Source organism: Sodalis sp. RH22 (assembly GCF_047324165.1).
In the GTDB taxonomy this organism is placed as follows: Bacteria; Pseudomonadota; Gammaproteobacteria; order Enterobacterales; family Enterobacteriaceae; genus Acerihabitans.
Window position 1 is genome coordinate 232,319 of the sequence record NZ_CP178731.1, and the last position, 16,942, is coordinate 249,260.

A 16,942-nucleotide genomic window follows, 5' to 3' on the forward strand; every position below is an offset into this window, starting at 1 on the left:
CAAATCGCAATTTTGTTATAAAGAGCGGGAAAATTAATTTGTAATCGATTACTTTTGTGTAAACACGTTTTGTAATCGATTACTTTTTAAGGCGAGGCAACTCATGATGTCAACACTGGAAAGCAGTGAAGTCAGCCAAGTACAGCATCGGTTCCTGATACCGCGGCTGTCCCTGATGATGTTTTTACAATTTTTTATCTGGGGAAGTTGGTCGGTTACCCTGGGGCTGGTGATGGCGCATCACAATATGTCATTGCTGATTGGCGACGCGTTCTCGGCGGGGCCCATCGCTTCGATTTTGTCCCCGTTTGTGCTGGGCATGCTGGTCGATCGCTTTTTTGCTTCCCAGAAAGTCATGGCGGTGATGAATCTGGCCGGCGCGGCGATCCTCTGGTTCGTGCCGCAGGCATTGATCGATGGCAACGGCACGCTGCTTATTGCCCTGCTGTTCGGCTATACGCTCTGTTTTATGCCGACGCTGGCGTTGGGCAACAATATTGCCTTCCACAGCCTGAAAAATGTCGATAAAAGCTTCCCGGTGGTGCGCGTATTCGGCACCATCGGTTGGATAGTCGCGGGCATATTCATTGGTGTTACCGGCGTGTCGGCCAGCGTGAATATTTTCTGGGTGGCGGGCATCTGCTCGGTATTGCTGGCGGTTTACAGCCTGACGTTGCCCCATACGCCGGCACCGGCCAAAGGGCAGCCGCTGGCGCTGCGCGATCTGTTCTGCGCCGATGCGTTCGCGCTGCTGAAAATCCGCCATTTCTTTGTTTTCTCGCTCTGCGCCATGCTGATTTCCGTACCGCTGGGCACCTACTATGCCTATACGGCGTCATATCTTGCCGATGTCGGCATCAGCGATGTCAGCACCGCCATGTCCTTCGGCCAGATGTCTGAAATCTTTTTTATGCTGGTCATCCCCCTGCTGTTCCGCCGGCTGGGCGTCAAATACATGCTGCTGATCGGCATGCTGGCCTGGTTCGTCCGCTACGCCTTTTTCGCGCTGGGCGTCAGTGAGGAAGGCCGGTTCCTGCTGTATCTCGGCATTTTGCTGCACGGCGTGTGTTACGACTTTTTCTTTGTCGTCGGTTTTATCTATACCGACCGCGTCGCCGGCGCAAAGGTCAAAGGGCAGGCGCAGAGCATGATCGTCATGTTTACCTATGGCATCGGCATGCTGCTGGGTTCGCAGATTTCCGGCGCGCTTTACAACCGCCTGGTGGCGGGACAGACAGTGCCGCAGGCGTGGGTCACCTTTTGGTGGATCCCGGCGGTGTCCGCCGCCGTTATCGCGGTAATTTTCTTCTTTTACTTTAAATATAAAGAGCCAGAGCATGTTTGAGTTTGGGAGATGTAATGAAAACGATTAAAGGTCCGGGCATTTTTTTGTCCCAGTTTATCGGGAAGCAACCCCCGTTTAATACGCTTGACGGGCTGGCGCAGTGGGCCGCCTCGCTGGGATATACCGCCTTGCAGATCCCTTGTAATCACAAGGCGATATTTGACCTGGAAAAAGCCGCCGCCAGCCAGATCTATTGCGATGAAATCCTGGAAACACTGGCTGGCCACGGACTGACCATTAGCGAGCTTTCCACCCACCTCGAGGGGCAGCTTATCGCCGTCCACCCCGCCTATGACCTGGCGTTCGATGGCTTTGCTCCTGTTACCGTCAGGGGAAACCCGGGGGCGCGCCGGGCATGGGCGACCCAGGCGTTGGAACAGGCGGCCGCCGCGTCCGCAAAGCTGGGATTAACGGCGCACGCCACCTTTTCCGGCTCGCTGGCCTGGCCGTATTTCTATCCCTGGCCGCCGCATAACCAGACGCTGCTGGACGAGGCGTTTAATGAACTGGCGCTGCGCTGGCGGCCGATACTGGACTGTTTTGACCAGAACGGGGTTGATGTATGTTTTGAGATCCATCCGGGCGAGGACCTGCACGACGGCGCCACGTTCGAACGTTTCCTGGCGCTGGTGGATAACCATCCGCGCTGTAATATCCTGTTCGATCCCAGCCATCTGCATCTGCAGCATATGGACTATCTGGCATTTATCGATCGGTATCACTCGCGCATCAAAGCCTTCCATGTCAAGGATGCGGAATTTGCGGCCAGCGGGCGCAGCGGTGTTTACGGCGGCTATCAGAACTGGATGGACAGGCCGGGGCGTTTCCGCTCTCCGGGCGACGGTCAGATTGATTTTAAAGCAATATTCAGCAAGCTGTCCCAGTATGACTTCGACGGCTGGGCGGTGTTGGAATGGGAATGCTGCCTGAAGGACGGCGAAACCGGCGCCCGTGAAGGCGGCGACTTTATCCGCCGCCATATTATTCCGGTCGCCGCCCGGGCTTTTGATGATTTTGCCGCCGGCAATGAGGACCGCGCAGACGCGCGCCGTATGCTGGGGCTGGGGGAGGATGCTACTCATGATTAAAGTCGGTATCGCCGGCACGGGTTTTATCGGCCCTGCCCATATTGAAGCCATCCGCCGGCTGGGATTTGTCGAGGTGGTGGCGCTGTGCGATACGCCGCTGGCCGACGCCAAGGCTAAAGCGGCGCAGTTGAATGTTCCTTATGCTTACGGCGACATTGATGACTTGCTGGCCCATCCCGGACTCGATGTGGTGCATAACTGTACGCCCAACCATTTGCATGCCGACATCAACCGCAAAATCCTGCGCGCCGGCAAACATGTTTTTTCGGAAAAACCCTTGTGCCTGACCGCCCTTGAGGCGGGCGAACTGGTCGCCATGGCCGAGCAGGCAGGGGTGGTGCACGGCGTCAGTTTCGTCTACCGGCAGTTCGCCATGGTGCAGCAGGCCGCCAGTATGCTGCGCCACGGGCGCTTGGGCCGGTTGTTTTCGGCGCACGGCAGCTACCTGCAGGACTGGATGCTGCTGGAGACCGATTACAACTGGCGCGTGGACGCCGCCCTTGGGGGCAGCTCCCGCGCCGTGGCGGATATTGGCTCGCACTGGTGCGACACGGTGCAGTTTGTCACTGGCCGGCGGATTACCGCGGTCATGGCGGATTTATCCACCGTCTGGCCAACGCGTAAAGCCAATATGCGGGGCAATTCGACGTTTTCCGCCGGGCAACAGGACGCGCGTTACGAAGACCGCCCGGTTACCACGGAAGATATGGGGTTTGTCCTGTTCCGCTTTGACGACGGTAGCAAAGGCTGTTTCAGTGTGTCCCAGGTCAGCGCGGGCAGAAAAAACCGGCTGAGTTTTGAGGTGAACGGCAGCGATGCTTCCGTCGCCTGGGATCAGGAAACGCCGCAGCAATTGTGGATAGGGCATCGAACGGCGGCCAACCAGTTGCTCTGCGACGATCCGGGGCTGATGAACGCCGACGTGGCGCACAGTGCGCACTTCCCCGGAGGGCACATTGAAGGCTGGCCGGATGCGTTCAAGAACATGATGCTGCAATTTTATACCGCCGTGCGCGACGGCCGGGCGCCGGCGAAGGGCTGCAGCCCGTTCGCCACCTTTTATGAGGGTGCCGGCGTGATGCGCGTTATTGATGCCATCGTGCAAAGCCACCGGCAGCAGGGCTGGGTTACCGTCGCCGATTGAGAACGGACGCCCGGCGCGCAGACAGAAACGCCGGGCTTTGATTCATGCCGCAAGTAAACTGTGGTAGCCTCTGGTAATAGGGTGATGACCGCAGGATGTGTTGTCGTAATGTCGATTCAAAAAATAGCTAAACTGGCGGGAGTCTCGGTGGCAACGGTGTCCCGGGTGCTGAATAACAGTGATACCGTGAAAGTCCATAACCGCGAGCGCGTTTTGGCGGCTATCCGCGCCAGCAACTACCAGCCCAACCTGCTGGCCCGTCAACTGAGAACCGCCAGAAGCTCCATGATCCTGGTGATGGTCTCGAATATCGCCAATCCCTTCTGTGCCGTGGTGGTGAAAGGGATTGAGGAAGAAGCGGAAAAAAACGGCTACCGTATCCTGCTATGCAACTCGAATTCGGACATCGAACGGTCAAAATCAAGCCTGGGATTGCTCTCGGGCAAAATGGTCGATGGCATTATTACCATGGATGCGTTTTCAACCTTGCCCGAGCTCAGCGCCATGATTGGCCAGACGCCGTGGGTACAGTGCGCGGAATATGCCGATGCCGGCAACGTTTCCTGCGTCGGTATCAATGATACCGACGCGGCGGAGCATGCCGTCCGGCATTTGCTGAAACGCGGATGCCGCCGTATTGCGCTTATCAATCACGATCTCAGCTACAAATATGCCCAGCTCAGGGAGCGGGGCTATAAAACGATACTGCGCCGGCAGGCCCCCGGTTATGAAGCCATTGCGTATGCCAGCGACCTGAGCAGCAGGGCGGGCAAGGCGGCCATGGAAACATTGCTGGATGCGGATCCGCGCCCGGATGCGGTGTTTGCCGTATCCGATACGCTGGCGGCGGGCGCCATGCGCGCCATTGAAGCCGCCGGACTGTCCATTCCGCGCGATATCGCGGTAGTCGGTTTCGACGGTTCTGAACTGGCCGAGATGGTGTCGCCCCAGCTCACCACCATTGAGCAGCCGTCGCGGGAAATAGGCCGCCAGGCCGTTTCCCTGCTGCTTAAAAAAATTGATAACCCGGACGCGCCGGCGGAACGCGTCATGCTGAACTGGCATTTTATTGCACGGGCCAGCGCTTAAGCCTGCTCCCGATAACCCGCTAAGGTAGGGCGGCAGGATAGGCTATGACTGCGAGGCATAAAAAGAGAGATGCCGGGCCAGCGCGTTGATCTCGTTATCAAAAACCTTGCTGTTTTCGTCAATAACCAGATAAAGGGCGGTTGAGCGTGTCTGGCCATACATCAGCGGTAAGGGGACAAGTTCACCGGACTGAAGCTGTTTTTTAATATGCTCAACGGGTAACCAGCCATAGCCGATGCCATGGACTACCGCGTCTATGGCGGATTCAATGGTGGTGAATGTCCAACTGTCCGTCACGGAAACGGCTTCTTTTGGCGGCGCATCCTGACTGATATGGGTCAGTTCAATACGCGGCCATGAGGCCAGGGCGTTGTCCATGATCGGGTAGGGCTGCGACAGTAACGGATGGGACGCATTGGCCACCGCCATAAAGGTGAGTTCAATAAGTTTGTTACCTGTGGCCGTCAGATCGTCACGCCAGGTCACCAGGTAGAGATCCGCCTGGCGGGCTATCAGCTGCTCGGTGGTCTCGCTGCGAAGCACTTCCATCAGGTCGATGCAAATAGCCGGGTACTGGCGCTGAAAGGCGCGCATTGCCCCGAAGAGATGATGTTTGGGGAAAATACTGTCAACAGCCATGCGCACGCGCATCTTGTCGCCTTGTTTTAGCATTAAGGCGCGTTTTTCCAGCGCGTAAAACGACCGCAACAAGGGTTTCGCCTGCTCAAGCAGGCAGAAGCCTTCCTTGGTCAGCTCCGCTTTACGCCCGTTGAGGGTCAACAGGGGAAGCCCCAGGCGTTCCTGCAATAAACCGACTTTATAACTTATGGCCGACTGGCTGCGGTTGAATTTTTCGGCCGCCTTGGCAAAGCTGCCTTCTTGCACAATGGATTGTAATAATTCCCATTGCTCCAGGGTGGTTTTTAATGCCATAACCAATCCAAAATTTCGTTTAATATGTTCTGATAATACGTTTTTTAATCTAACAATAAAATGTTTATAGTATAAAAAAACGGATGAGGAAAAGGGTATGAATACCTTTGATAAGAACGATTTAAGCGGTTTTGTCGGCAAACATTTAGTGTATACCTATGATAATGGCTGGAATTATGAAATTTATGTCAAAAACGCCGCTACTCTTGACTATCGCATCCATAGCGGGATTGTAGGGAATCGCTGGGTGAGGGATCAGCAAGCGTTTATCGTTCGCGTCGCCAATAAAGTCTATAAAATATCCTGGACAGAGCCCACCGGCACGGATGTCAGCCTGATCGCCAATCTGGAAGATAACATCTTTCACGGCACCATATTTTTCCCGCGCTGGGTCATTGATCATCCCGAAAAAACGGTTTGTTTTCAGAATGATCATCTCCAGGAAATGGCATTGCTACGCGAACAAGGCCCAGCCTATCCCACGGAGGTGATAGACGAATTTGCGACGATAACCTTTATTCGCGATTGCGGCGCGGATAACGAAACGGTAATAAATTGCGCGGCAGATGAACTGCCGGCTCATTTTCCTGAAAATCTAAAGTAATAGCGACGCTATAAGACCCTGCGGAAAGGACGCAGAAATAGCGTCCTTATTCCTCGCTATCCGGCTGGCGAAATAACGAAATACTACCTGCATAGTAGGCCCAAGCGCTGGATTCGGGCTAAACGCCGATACCGTCGCATTAAGGTGTGTATACGTCCAAAGCAGCTAAAAAGCGTTGCCTTAAATGCGAGCTTTAAATGAGGTTATAGTATGGTTATCTTGTCTATGTGGAAATGATGAGTCATTTCCCTGATAAAGACAAAATACGTAAGGCTGGGGACTTTTTCCGGGGGGATAGCAATGGCAGAATAGGACAACCTATCCGCCAGCGTGTTGAACGCTGCTTCAATCTCTGATGGTAAAATGACGTTAGACCCATCGAGGTAAATACTACTCACCTCTTTCATTAATTCATCTTGGCACAACGCGCCGCCGTTAACGGGAAATAGGTCTTTATCGGATTCAATCATCTCTTCAATGCGATAAATCAACATTTCCAGGTCATACGCAGTGAGCGTTCCTGATTTAAAAAGGTTTTTGGCGGCATGAGCATAACCTGCCGGGATTTTTATCGCGCGATCCCCTCCTTGCCAGAGAAAGCTTATCGATTCGGATTTAATGGAAAACTCAAAAGTATTCATCCCCTGGGCCCTTAAGTGAGCATAGCGCGAAAACAGTATCAAATGTTGTGTTGTTCATGGCAAACAAGTCTAAGCGTTTTCATCAAACTCGTTAGTCTCTGATAAAGCTATTTACCGGAATTTTCATTAAAGATTTCTTACCTGTAACTCAATATTCCCTGAAAATATTGCCAAACTACACTGCGTTTTCTGACAGGCTTCTTATCAGAAAAGAGCGGGTCCGGCACGTTTTCAGACATACTGGGGGAATACAAATCACCCGTTTAAATTGAAGCGCCGGGCGATATACTCAGCCGCTTTTTTTATACCCGATGCAGAAATGGTATGTGATATCCCGGGTTCGAAAAGCGTTTCGACCTCGATACCCGCATCTCTCAGCCGGACGCAGGCATTTTCGCTTTCCCGCCAGGGTATTACGGCATCCGACGTACCATGGATAAGAAGCGCTTTTGCGTGTATTTGCCCGCTCCAGGGCTCAGGGGAAGATAAGCGTCCGGAAAAAGCCACAACCGCAATCAGTGGCAGCCGGTTTGTGACCAATGCGTCCAGGGCCATAATAGCGCCCTGGAAAAAACCGAGGAGAATAAGCTGGTCCTCGCCCGGCACGAAGTCATGCTGCCTGAATATCTCCCTTAAAACCCCGTCAAACGCGCTGCGCGCCTCCGCGATACGACGTGGCCGGGAATTTTCTGTAATGTCTTGCACGCTAAACCATTGATAACCGGCGTTACCACCGGCAAAGGAAGATGTGCCATCGGGCGTGGAAAAAATAACGTCAGGCAGTAATTGGCGTAAAAGCTGTGCCACTCCCTCCATACCCGCCCCCGAGCTGCCGACACCATGTAGCAGAACAACTAATTTTTTCATTTCAGCTTGTCCTCGTTAAAACCATAATCGCGCAAGTCTGGCCCCATCGGCACGATGCCATTGGGATTCAGTGCTTTGATGGAATAATATCCCTGTTTGATATGATCCATGTTAACGGTTTCGTTTATGCCCGGTACCTGCAATAGGCGTCGGGTAAACGCGAAAAGAAATTGATATTGCCTAAGCTGGCGGATATTACATTTAAATAAACCGTGGTAAGCGGCGTCGAATCGAATCAGTGTCACGAACAGACGGATATCCGCCTCGGTCATCCTATCTCCCGTGAGATAAACACGCCCGTCGCTCAGGCGTTTCTCCAATGCGTCAAGCATACCGAAAACATCATTGCAGGCTTCCTGATAGCTGATTTGCGAGGTGGCAAATCCAGCCCGGTAAACGCCATTATTCAGCGCCGGATAGATTTCCGCATTTAATAAATCGATCTCCGCCTGAAATTCAGGCGGATAGAGATCGATATCGGAACCAGCCAGCGTCCCGAAGCCGCTGTTAAACATACGCACGATATCAGCGGATTCATTACTGACAATGGTTCGGCTCTTTTTATCCCACAGCACCGGCACGGTGGCGCGGCCAGTATAGTGAGCATCGGCACGCGTATAGAGTTGATGCAGCCATTCCACCTGATTGAGATCATCGCGGTTCGCTCCCGGATAATCACCAAAGTGCCAGCCCTCGTCAAGAAGCCAGGGTTCAACGACTGATAGGCTAACCACATCCTCCAGTCCTTTCAATTTTCTGGCTATTAAGGTACGTGACGCCCACGGACAAATCAGCGCCACGTACAGATGGTAGCGCCCCGGCTCGGCCTTGAAACCGCCGTCACCTGTCATGCCCGGCAACCCCTCGGGGGTGACCCAATGACGAAAACTGGAAGCCTGGCGAACAAATCCGCCTTTCTCATCTTTTGCCTGTACGGGATGCCATTCGGCGGTCCATTTTCCATTAACAAGCATGCGGGTTCCCCTTAACGCTGACTCAAGGTTGGTTTAAGCGCATATTTACCATCGCCGGTGAGCGCCAGAACGATCAGCCCGATAATCCAGAAGGCGGGAAACTCCCACCCGCCATTAGGGTTGGTGAAGAAAAAGCCGGCGGGTCCGTGAACGGTAAAAATCGCGCCCAGTAGTATAGGGATTAGGATCACCGCCACTACGCGGGTATACACGCCCAGAATCAGTGCGATGGCCCCCACCAGTTCCACCGCCATGGTAATATAGGCAAGGCCGCCGGGCAGGCCGAGCGAGGCGAAAAATTTGGCCGTACCCGCGGGCGTAAACACAAAAAATTTCAGGCTAAAATGGGCCAGAAACAAGATACCCAGCGCCAGGCGCATGATTAGGGCGGCATAAGGTGCGGTACGCGTGTCGGTCATGGTTATTTCCTCTCAGTCGGTTGATGCGAGGAAGATACCTTATTTCCATTATGGATATTATCCCATTATTCAGAGCAAGTTTTGTTCCGAAATGGAATTTATCAGATCATCAGCGCGTTTATCCATTGCGTTGACTCAGGCTGCTTTTTCATGTTCGACGGATATGAGACGCGGAGATAAAGCAGGCGGGGCAGGTTTATCCCCGCCTGATGACCTGAACCGACGGCCTGGATAAAGCACTTTATATCATCATCATTTTATCTGTTCTTATCCCCTCATGGGCCTTTGTTTGCTATGGTGACGCACCGATAGCCTTATTGCCGGAATCAAAATGGAAAGACTGGACTGTGATCGTATGTTTATCGCGGTGATCGAGACGGGCAGTTTTACGGCCGCGGCACAGCGGCTGTCTACCAGCCATGGGCAGGCCTCTAAATTGATTTCCCGGCTTGAGCGGGCGCTTGCGGTCACTCTGTTCAGGCGCAGCACCCGCTCGCTGCAGCCTACTGAATTAGGACTGGCGTATTACGAGCGGATCCGCCCTTTGCTGGCGGAATATGATGCGCTGAATGAAGATTTACTTAACGCATCTAAAGGTCTCTCCGGCCAGCTGAAGCTGTCGGCCCCCGTCACTTTTGGCTCCACTCAGCTTACCGCTCCGCTGATCGCTTTTGCCCGCCGTTACCCCGACATAGAGCTTGATGTCAGTTTTTCTGACCGGCTGGTGAATGTTGTCAATGAGGGCTTCGATCTGACTTTACGTATAGGCAACCTTGATGACAGCAGTCTCATCGCCCGTAAGCTCTGTGATATCCGTATCGTCATGGTGGCATCAAAAGACTACCTTAAAGATCACGGAACCCCCTCGCATTGGGGTGAACTAGCCGATCATAACTGTATTCTGGACACCAATTTTCGCGATCCGTTTCTCTGGCCTTTTCTGGATGATAACCAACAGTTACATGTTCATTCGGTCAGAGGGAAAATGAAGTTCTCAAATGCGGAAGTTTGCCTGCGCGCGGCCACCGAAGGAATGGGCATTGCCCGTCTGCCCGCTTTCGTGGCGGGCGAGGCGCTACAAAACGGGCAGGTCATGCCCGTACTTGGACATTATGAAGCGCCACCCCTGGGCCTTTACGCTGTTTATCCCCCGGCAAAATATTTGGCTCAGAAGTCCCGGGCGCTGATAGATTTTCTTGCCGACCGCTTTTCCGGCCAACCGGAATGGGAAAAAAACTGGCTATAAAATCCCTTAAAGCAGGCGGGGGGCGTACTTAACAGGGTTAACGCGTGGCTGCGGAATCCAGGAAATAATGCCCATAGCGCTAAATGGGCATGACGGCGGCACTTATAACGGCGCGGTTATCTGCGCTTTCCAAGCGCCCGGCGGCCTAGCGGTGGCTAATGCGAAACGACACCCGCTGTGGATGATTCACCGACACCAGATATTCCACCGGCTGCTGAAAACGGTCGGCGATCACGCCCCGGTATACCAGCGCCGGGCTGTCCGGCGGCGCGTTCAGTAACGCCTGCTCTTCTTCATTCATGATGCCGACCCGGATAGTGCCCTCGTCGGACACGCCGAAAATGTGATACCGCTCCGCCAGCAACCGGTACAGCGAACCATTCTGCTCCAGCATCTCCGCCGTCAGATCCGGGATTATGGCGCGGGGCAGGTAGCTGGTTTCCAGGCAGAACGGCTCGCTATCGGCCAGCCGCAGGCGTTTAATCATCACCAGCGGATCGCCGGCGCTGATTTTCAGCAGCGCGGCGAGGCGGGAACTGGCCTGGGTATCCTGGAAATAAATCAGCCTGCTTCCCGGCACCGCGCCATTAAGCTCGGTGATCTTGCTGATACCCTGTTCAATCGCCTGGGTCAACGGGCGCTCTATGGTGGTATGGGTCAGCCAGGTGCCCTGGTTGCCGCGCCGCTCCAGCACGCCGCTCGCGACCAGTTCATCAATGATTTTGCGCAGCGTCATTCTGCTGATGCCCAACTGGGCCGCAAGATCCCGTTCCGCCGGGATCTGATCGCCATCGTTGAACTCAGGGGTGCTCAATAAATTCAGCAATGCCTGCCTGGCCTGCAGATAGGCCCGGCGTGGACGGCGCTTACCTTCGCTCGGCTCGCTCATGGTCTGTTTTTTAGTCCGGATTACACTTGGGCAATGGGGCCAGTATAGCCGCTCAGCCGTTGTTCCGTCATCGAAAATTCATCGGCGCCGCGCGATAAAGGGCCGGCATTAAGCAGACCATCACGCCATCACGACCTGCCAGGCCGGCATAAAACAGAAAAATGAATTGCGTATCTCACGGCGCAGGCGTATATCTTGTATGGTCTATTTTATGGTATATTTATCAGGAGTAAATGATGAAAAAAACGCTTGCCCTGTTATCCCTCGGCCTGGCTTTGGCGGGGCTCACTTGCCAGGCATCAGCCCAGCAACAAATCCGGTTCGGCACCGATGCCACCTTTCCGCCGTTTGAGTCGAAAGCCGCGGATGGCAGTCTGCAGGGCTTTGACATTGATTTGGGCAATGCGATCTGCGCTCATCTCCAGGCTAAGTGCGTGTGGGTGGAAAACAGCTTTGATGGCCTGATCCCGGCGCTGCATGCCCGCAAGTTCGACGCCATCCTTTCTTCGCTGTCGATCACCGATGAGCGTAAAAAAGCCATCGACTTCTCCGATAAATTATTCAATACCCCGGCGTATCTGATCGCCGCGAAAGACAGCGGCCTCAAGCCGACCGCCGAATCCCTGCGCGGCAAGCGCCTGGGCGTGCAGCAGGGGTCGGTATTCGAGGCCTATGCCAAGAAACATTGGCAGGATCAGGGGGTCGAGCTGGTTTCCTACCCCAGCGCGGAAGCGGTCTATGCCGATTTGGTGGTCGGACGTTTGGACGCGACCCTGGATGATGCGACGGTGGTGACCGACGCGCTGTTGAACAAACCCCAGGGCAAGAATTTCAGCCTGGTTGATCCGCAGGTAAAAGACGATGTCATTTTTGGCCCCGGCACCGGTATAGGCGTGCGTAAGCAGGACGACAAGCTGCTGGCGCAGCTCAACGGCGCCATTGCGGCGATCCGCAGCGACGGCACCTATGATCAGCTGGCGAAAAAATATTTTAATTTCAATGTGTATGGCGACTAATTTATGAATACTGCAGCAATTATTTCTTCCCTTATTGAACAGCGTTTCCGCCCGCAGGGTGGGCTGCGCCAGGTGTTCCTGGTGGCCTGCGGCGGTTCGCTGGTGGATATGTACCCGGCTAATTATTTTCTTAATAGCGAATCCACCACCCTGCACAGCTATATGATGACCGCCAATGAGTTTGTCCATGCCGCGCCGAAGACGCTGGGCAGGCAATCGCTGACGATTGTTTGCTCCCACGGCGGCGATACCCCCGAGTCGGTGGCGGCGGCGGAGCTGGCCCAGCGCCGGGGCAGCGCCACCGTCACCCTGACCCATAACGAGCGGGCAGGCCTGATCGATTTCTCCGACAGCAATCTGCTGTATGCCTGGGGCGATGACAGCCAGGTTATCAATAATCCGATGGCGCTGATTCTGAGCCTGTGCGTCGAGGCGTTGCAGCAGACCGAAGGCTTCGACGGCTATGCCGATTTCCTGGCCGGCATGGAGCAGATCGACGGGGTTATCGCCCGGGCCCGTCGTCAGGTCCAGGCGCGCAGCGCAGCGTTTGCCAAACGCTATGCGCAGGAGTCGCTTTTTTATATTCTTTCCAGCGGAGCGTCCTACGGCCATGCCTATGGCTTTGCCATCTGCTCGCTGATGGAAATGCAGTGGCTTAACGCGGCGTCCATCCACAGCGGCGAGTATTTCCACGGTCCGTTTGAAGTGACGGATGCCAATACGCCTTGGATTTTGATGATGAACGAAGGCCGCACCCGGGCGCTGGACGAACGGGCGCATGCCTTCCTGGGCCGGTATGGCGATAAGGTGGAAATTATCGATGCCCGGGAACTGGGCCTGAGCGTGATGCCGGTAAGCGTGGTGGACTATTTTAACCCGATACTGTTTTACAGCGTGATGTGCGAATACCGTGCCGCGTTGGCCAATGAGCGGCGGCATCCGTTGGAGGCGCGGCGGTATATGGGACAGGTGCCCTACTGAGGGACGACATGATGAAAGTACTCGGACTTGGCGATAACGTTATCGACCGCTATACCCATACCGGCATCGGTTATCCCGGGGGGAACGCGCTTAACTTCAGCGTATACGCCCGGCTGCTGTCGGCCGAGGCCGCCTATCTGGGCGTCTTTGGCGACGATCGGGCGGCGGAGCATATCCGCCGCGTGCTGGCGGCGAGGGGAGTGGACATTTCCCGCTGCCTGGTGGCGGCCGGCGAAAATGGCCATGCCAGCCTGACCATCGAACAGGGGGAGCGCCGCTTTCTCGGCTCCAACGCCGGCGGCATTCGTCAAAAAATAGCCATGGATTTTGCCCTGGAGGATATGCCCTGGCTAGGCCAGTTCACACTGGTGCATACCAGCGCCTACAGCTATGCCGACGCCCTGTTGCCGGCGCTTGGCATGCTCCCTGGCCGTTTATCCTATGATTTTTCAGATGATTTTGAAATTGAGCGGGCGTTGCCGCTGTGTCGCTGGCTGGATTACGGCTTTTTCTCCTGCGCGGACCGCAGCCTGGAGGAAACCCGGGAAGTGCTTGCCGCGGCCCGGCATGCGGGCTGCCGCCTGCCGATCGCCACCCGCGGAGCCGAGGGCGCTTTGCTGTTCGACGGCAGCCGCTGGTTCAGCCAGGCGCCGGAGATGATCACGCCGGTGGATACCCTTGGCGCCGGAGACGCTTTTATCACCGCGTTCCTGCTGGCCCATGCCGCGGGTGACACGCTGGCGGAAAGCCTGCGCCGGGGCGCCGGTTTCGCCGCGCGGATATGTATGGTGGAAGGGGCATTCGGCGAGGGCATGATCTACTGATTTCCCACGCCGCGCAATACGCGACAAGATTGCCGGTGTCGGCAGGATTCAATGGCTTCAGGTAAAGCGGCGCCGGCTGATGAAATAGCGACATTCCCCCCATCGCTGCCGGCGCAGCCTGTTTTACCGCGGCAAATCTTCGCCTGATTGCGGGGGATGCGCGGACGCCGCGCCGTATTTTTGCCGGCATTGGCGGCGAAACTGGGTCGGCGAAATCGTTTCATGCAGCCTGAACTGATGGCGAAACGTGGCCTCCGAGCTGTGGCCGGAGACTTCGGCTATGCGCGCGATGGACAGCGACCCGCTGCTCAACAGCTCCCTGGCATAATCCAACCGGCACTGCGCCAGCCATTGCATCACGGGCAGTCCCATGGCTTCCTGGAAATGGCGTTGCAGCGTCCGCTCGGACATCATGGCGCGTTTTGCCAGCGAGGAAACCGTATGGGTCAGTATCAGGTTGCCCCGCAGCCAGTCAACCAGGGAGGCAATGCGGTTTTCCCCTTTTTCCACCACTTTGGTTTTGATTAACTGCTGTTGGCTCCCTTCCCGGTGAAAAGGGATCACCAGACGCTGCGCCACCATATTGGCGACACGGTGGCCGTAGTCGTTCTTGACCAGATGCATCAGCATATCCAGCCCGGCCGCCGATCCGGCCGAGGTCATGATTTGCCCCTGATCAACATACAGCGCCGAGGGCAAGACGATGGTATCGGGATAACGTTGCGCCAGCAGCCTGGCGTGATGCCAATGGGTGGTGACGCTTTTGCCGTGCAGCAGGCCGGCCGCCGCCAGCACAAATACCCCGGTACAGATGCTGCAAATGCGCGCGCCGCGCCGGTAGGCGTCACGCAGGCTTTGCAACAGGCGTTCCGAAGGGGTTTCATTGATATCCCGCCAGGCCGGTATGATGATCGTATCCGCCGTGGCCAGCACATCGAGATCGGCTTCTATCTCCATGCGGATACCGCCGACGGCATGGATCAGGTGCTTATCAGCGGTACAAACCGTAAAGCGGTACCAGTCGACGTTCAGTTCCGGGCGCGCCACGGCAAAAAATTCCACCACGCAGCCAAACTCGAAGGTTCGCAGCCTGTCGTAGGCTACCGCCACGACATGGTGGCCTTTTTTGGCATGATTTATACGCATCTTGTCCCTTCCTGTCCTATCAAGCCCGGTAAATATCATTACATAATATCCCTATTAGTGAGCCGTATAGAAGAGTAATGCGTTTGCGCGGGTATGGCTTGATGGCATTTTATTGCTGTTCCATAGGGGAGGTGGCATGAGGATCGCTCTGATCAATCCGCAGACGGAAACCGTGGGGATGCGCGAACTGTATGATCAATATGAAAACCTGGCGCTGGCGCTGATTGCCGCCCAGCTACGGCCGAGCGGGCATAGCGTGGAGCTGTACGATTTGCGGGTGGACGGTTTAACGGAAAGCGCTATGGCCCAGCTGATCGCCCAGGAAAAATTTGCCCTGATCGGCTTTAGCGTGAATTACGCCACCCTGCATTCGGCGTTGAGGATAAGCCAGCGGCTGGCGCTGTTTGCCGATCCCAAACCTTTTATCGTCCTGGGCGGCGAGCATGTTTCGTATGAGGATGTCGGCATTCTGTCGGCCTATCCGTCCATCGACGCCATTTGCCGGGGAGAAGGGGAGATTACCTTCCACCGCATGGTCGACGCCCTCAGCAACGGCTTTCCGCTTAACGATGTCGCCGGCATAACCTGGCGGGACCGGGCGACCGGCGAGTGCCGTATTAACGCCAACCGGGCGGCGAATAATCATCTCGATGGCCTGTGTTTCGCGGCCCATGATATTGCGCTGAAAAGCGTGCGTACCGCCAGGCCGGTCAAAACCGGCATTTTAATGAAACGCGGCTGTCCTTACCCGTGCGTATTTTGCAACGCGCAGCGTTTCCTGGGCAATGAGTCTACGGGCATCCGGGCGCGCTCGCCCGCCAATGTCGTCAAAGAAATGGCGGCAATGCAACCGCTGGTCAAGCAAACCCGGGGATACCTGCATATCTTTGATGCCACCTTTGTGACGCCGGCCAGAGAAAACCGCGCCTGGATCGAGGAATTTTGCGACGAGATGGAGCGGCGATCGTTAACCTTGCCGTTGGACGCCTTTATCCGCGCCGACAGCGTTGACATCAACAAACCCAGGGATCGGGATCTGCTGCTGCGTCTAAGAAGCGTCGGTCTTATCAGCACCTATTTGGGCCTGGAGGCCGGTGATAATGAACAGCTTGATTTGTATAATAAAAAAATCGTTCCCTCCGAATCAAGTAAGGTTTACCACTACCTCAAATCCCTTGGCATGACCGGGTCTACCAACGGTTGCATTACCTTTTTCCAGGACGTGACGCTGCGGCAAATACAAAATAGCGTGCTGTTTTTGTACGGCGTCGGGCTGGCGTCGTTATGGAATATTGCCTCGCGCGCCGAAACGCTGCCCGGTATTCGTCTTAATCACCAGACGCGGGTACACGAACGGCACGTGCCCTGGGATGTGGAGAATTATCATTTCAAGGATGACAAAGTGGCCACGCTCTACGCTTTCATCCGCCGGATAATCGACCGCTATGAGATTATCCGCCTCGAAGACCGTATGCTGCGCGAGATTCGCGATGCAATAAAAGTGACGCAATTTTACTGCGGCATCACCGGTTACTCCCATCTGGAGAAGGCCTTCGATCAGCACGTCAGCACGATTCAGGGCGATACGGTGGAGTTTGTCATGGGCCTGATTAGCGAATTATCCTGCCAGGACACCCTCTCCGATCGTTTGTTGCGGGCTGAATATAACTATATTGCACGGCTGGAAGAGAACATGAAGAAGCTGTTCATGTTTTATGGGACCAAATAACATGCGC

At 55.2% G+C, this 16,942-nt stretch carries 17 protein-coding genes; 10 read left to right on the forward strand and 7 right to left on the reverse strand.

Annotation, left to right across the window (positions count from 1 at the left end):
• Positions 1-103: 103 nt before the first annotated feature.
• The 4 genes from ACL2XN_RS00970 (at position 104) to ACL2XN_RS00985 (ending at position 4,666) form a co-directional block, all read left to right on the forward strand.
• Positions 104-1,345 carry an MFS transporter gene (locus tag ACL2XN_RS00970; protein WP_413723148.1) on the forward strand — a complete coding sequence of 414 codons (1,242 nt, stop codon included), beginning with the start codon at positions 104-106 and terminating at the stop codon, positions 1,343-1,345.
• A 14-nt stretch (positions 1,346-1,359) separates the two neighbouring features.
• Positions 1,360-2,433 carry a sugar phosphate isomerase/epimerase family protein gene (locus ACL2XN_RS00975; RefSeq protein ID WP_413729894.1) on the forward strand — a complete coding sequence of 358 codons (1,074 nt, stop codon included), beginning with the start codon at positions 1,360-1,362 and terminating at the stop codon, positions 2,431-2,433.
• Positions 2,426-3,577 (forward strand): Gfo/Idh/MocA family protein, encoded by a 1,152-nt coding sequence (locus ACL2XN_RS00980; RefSeq protein ID WP_413723146.1) that lies wholly within the window; start codon positions 2,426-2,428, stop codon positions 3,575-3,577. The genes ACL2XN_RS00975 and ACL2XN_RS00980 overlap by 8 nt, the downstream gene beginning before the upstream one ends.
• Before the next feature lie 108 nt (positions 3,578-3,685).
• Positions 3,686-4,666: a LacI family DNA-binding transcriptional regulator gene (locus ACL2XN_RS00985; protein WP_410014535.1), complete on the forward strand. Its 981-nt coding sequence runs from the start codon at positions 3,686-3,688 to the stop codon at positions 4,664-4,666.
• A 42-nt stretch (positions 4,667-4,708) separates the two neighbouring features.
• On the opposite strand, the gene ACL2XN_RS00990 is transcribed toward ACL2XN_RS00985, so the two are convergent.
• Positions 4,709-5,599, reverse strand: a complete 891-nt coding sequence (locus ACL2XN_RS00990) for a LysR family transcriptional regulator (RefSeq protein ID WP_413729895.1) — start codon at positions 5,597-5,599, stop codon at positions 4,709-4,711.
• Positions 5,600-5,696: 97 nt separating this feature from the next.
• On the opposite strand from ACL2XN_RS00990, the gene ACL2XN_RS00995 reads away from it, so the two are divergent.
• Complete coding sequence (locus ACL2XN_RS00995) at positions 5,697-6,203, forward strand: phenolic acid decarboxylase (RefSeq protein WP_413723143.1); 507 nt, start codon at positions 5,697-5,699, stop codon at positions 6,201-6,203.
• 203 nt (positions 6,204-6,406) lie between these two features.
• Here ACL2XN_RS00995 and ACL2XN_RS01000 read toward each other — a convergent pair whose 3' ends face one another.
• The 4 genes from ACL2XN_RS01000 to ACL2XN_RS01015 form a co-directional block, all read right to left on the reverse strand.
• Positions 6,407-6,844 (reverse strand): hypothetical protein, encoded by a 438-nt coding sequence (locus ACL2XN_RS01000; protein ID WP_413729896.1) that lies wholly within the window; start codon positions 6,842-6,844, stop codon positions 6,407-6,409.
• A gap of 255 nt (positions 6,845-7,099) precedes the next feature.
• Positions 7,100-7,711: an alpha/beta hydrolase gene (locus ACL2XN_RS01005; RefSeq protein WP_413729897.1), complete on the reverse strand. Its 612-nt coding sequence runs from the start codon at positions 7,709-7,711 to the stop codon at positions 7,100-7,102.
• Positions 7,708-8,685 (reverse strand): glutathione S-transferase family protein, encoded by a 978-nt coding sequence (locus ACL2XN_RS01010; protein WP_413729898.1) that lies wholly within the window; start codon positions 8,683-8,685, stop codon positions 7,708-7,710. Before ACL2XN_RS01010 ends, ACL2XN_RS01005 begins: the two co-directional genes overlap by 4 nt.
• Positions 8,686-8,696: 11 nt before the next feature.
• The gene (locus tag ACL2XN_RS01015) at positions 8,697-9,104 is read right to left on the reverse strand and encodes a DoxX family protein (RefSeq protein ID WP_413723139.1); all 408 of its coding nucleotides are present in this window, start codon (positions 9,102-9,104) and stop codon (positions 8,697-8,699) included.
• 331 nt (positions 9,105-9,435) lie between these two features.
• Between ACL2XN_RS01015 and ACL2XN_RS01020 the strand changes: the two genes are divergently transcribed.
• A complete protein-coding gene (locus ACL2XN_RS01020) occupies positions 9,436-10,350 on the forward strand; it encodes a LysR substrate-binding domain-containing protein (protein ID WP_413729899.1) in 915 nt (304 codons plus the stop codon).
• 145 nt (positions 10,351-10,495) lie between these two features.
• On the opposite strand, the gene ACL2XN_RS01025 is transcribed toward ACL2XN_RS01020, so the two are convergent.
• Entirely contained in the window at positions 10,496-11,239 is a 744-nt protein-coding gene (locus tag ACL2XN_RS01025) for a GntR family transcriptional regulator (RefSeq protein ID WP_413723138.1), read from the reverse strand.
• A gap of 236 nt (positions 11,240-11,475) precedes the next feature.
• Between ACL2XN_RS01025 and ACL2XN_RS01030 the strand changes: the two genes are divergently transcribed.
• From ACL2XN_RS01030 to ACL2XN_RS01040, 3 genes are read left to right on the forward strand one after another with little or no spacing between them, the layout of a single operon-like run.
• On the forward strand, positions 11,476-12,255 hold the full coding sequence (locus ACL2XN_RS01030) for an ABC transporter substrate-binding protein (RefSeq protein WP_410016787.1): 780 nt from the start codon (positions 11,476-11,478) through the stop codon (positions 12,253-12,255).
• Between the two features lie 3 nt (positions 12,256-12,258).
• The gene (locus tag ACL2XN_RS01035) at positions 12,259-13,236 is read left to right on the forward strand and encodes an SIS domain-containing protein (protein WP_413729900.1); all 978 of its coding nucleotides are present in this window, start codon (positions 12,259-12,261) and stop codon (positions 13,234-13,236) included.
• An 11-nt stretch (positions 13,237-13,247) separates the two neighbouring features.
• Positions 13,248-14,060, forward strand: coding sequence for a PfkB family carbohydrate kinase (locus tag ACL2XN_RS01040; protein WP_413731035.1), 813 nt, complete (start codon positions 13,248-13,250; stop codon positions 14,058-14,060).
• Between the two features lie 123 nt (positions 14,061-14,183).
• On the opposite strand, the gene ftrA is transcribed toward ACL2XN_RS01040, so the two are convergent.
• Complete coding sequence (ftrA, locus tag ACL2XN_RS01045; protein WP_410014557.1) at positions 14,184-15,206, reverse strand: transcriptional regulator FtrA; 1,023 nt, start codon at positions 15,204-15,206, stop codon at positions 14,184-14,186.
• A gap of 136 nt (positions 15,207-15,342) precedes the next feature.
• Between ftrA and ACL2XN_RS01050 the strand changes: the two genes are divergently transcribed.
• Complete coding sequence (locus ACL2XN_RS01050) at positions 15,343-16,935, forward strand: B12-binding domain-containing radical SAM protein (RefSeq protein WP_410014558.1); 1,593 nt, start codon at positions 15,343-15,345, stop codon at positions 16,933-16,935.
• The last annotated feature ends 7 nt before the right edge of the window (positions 16,936-16,942 follow it).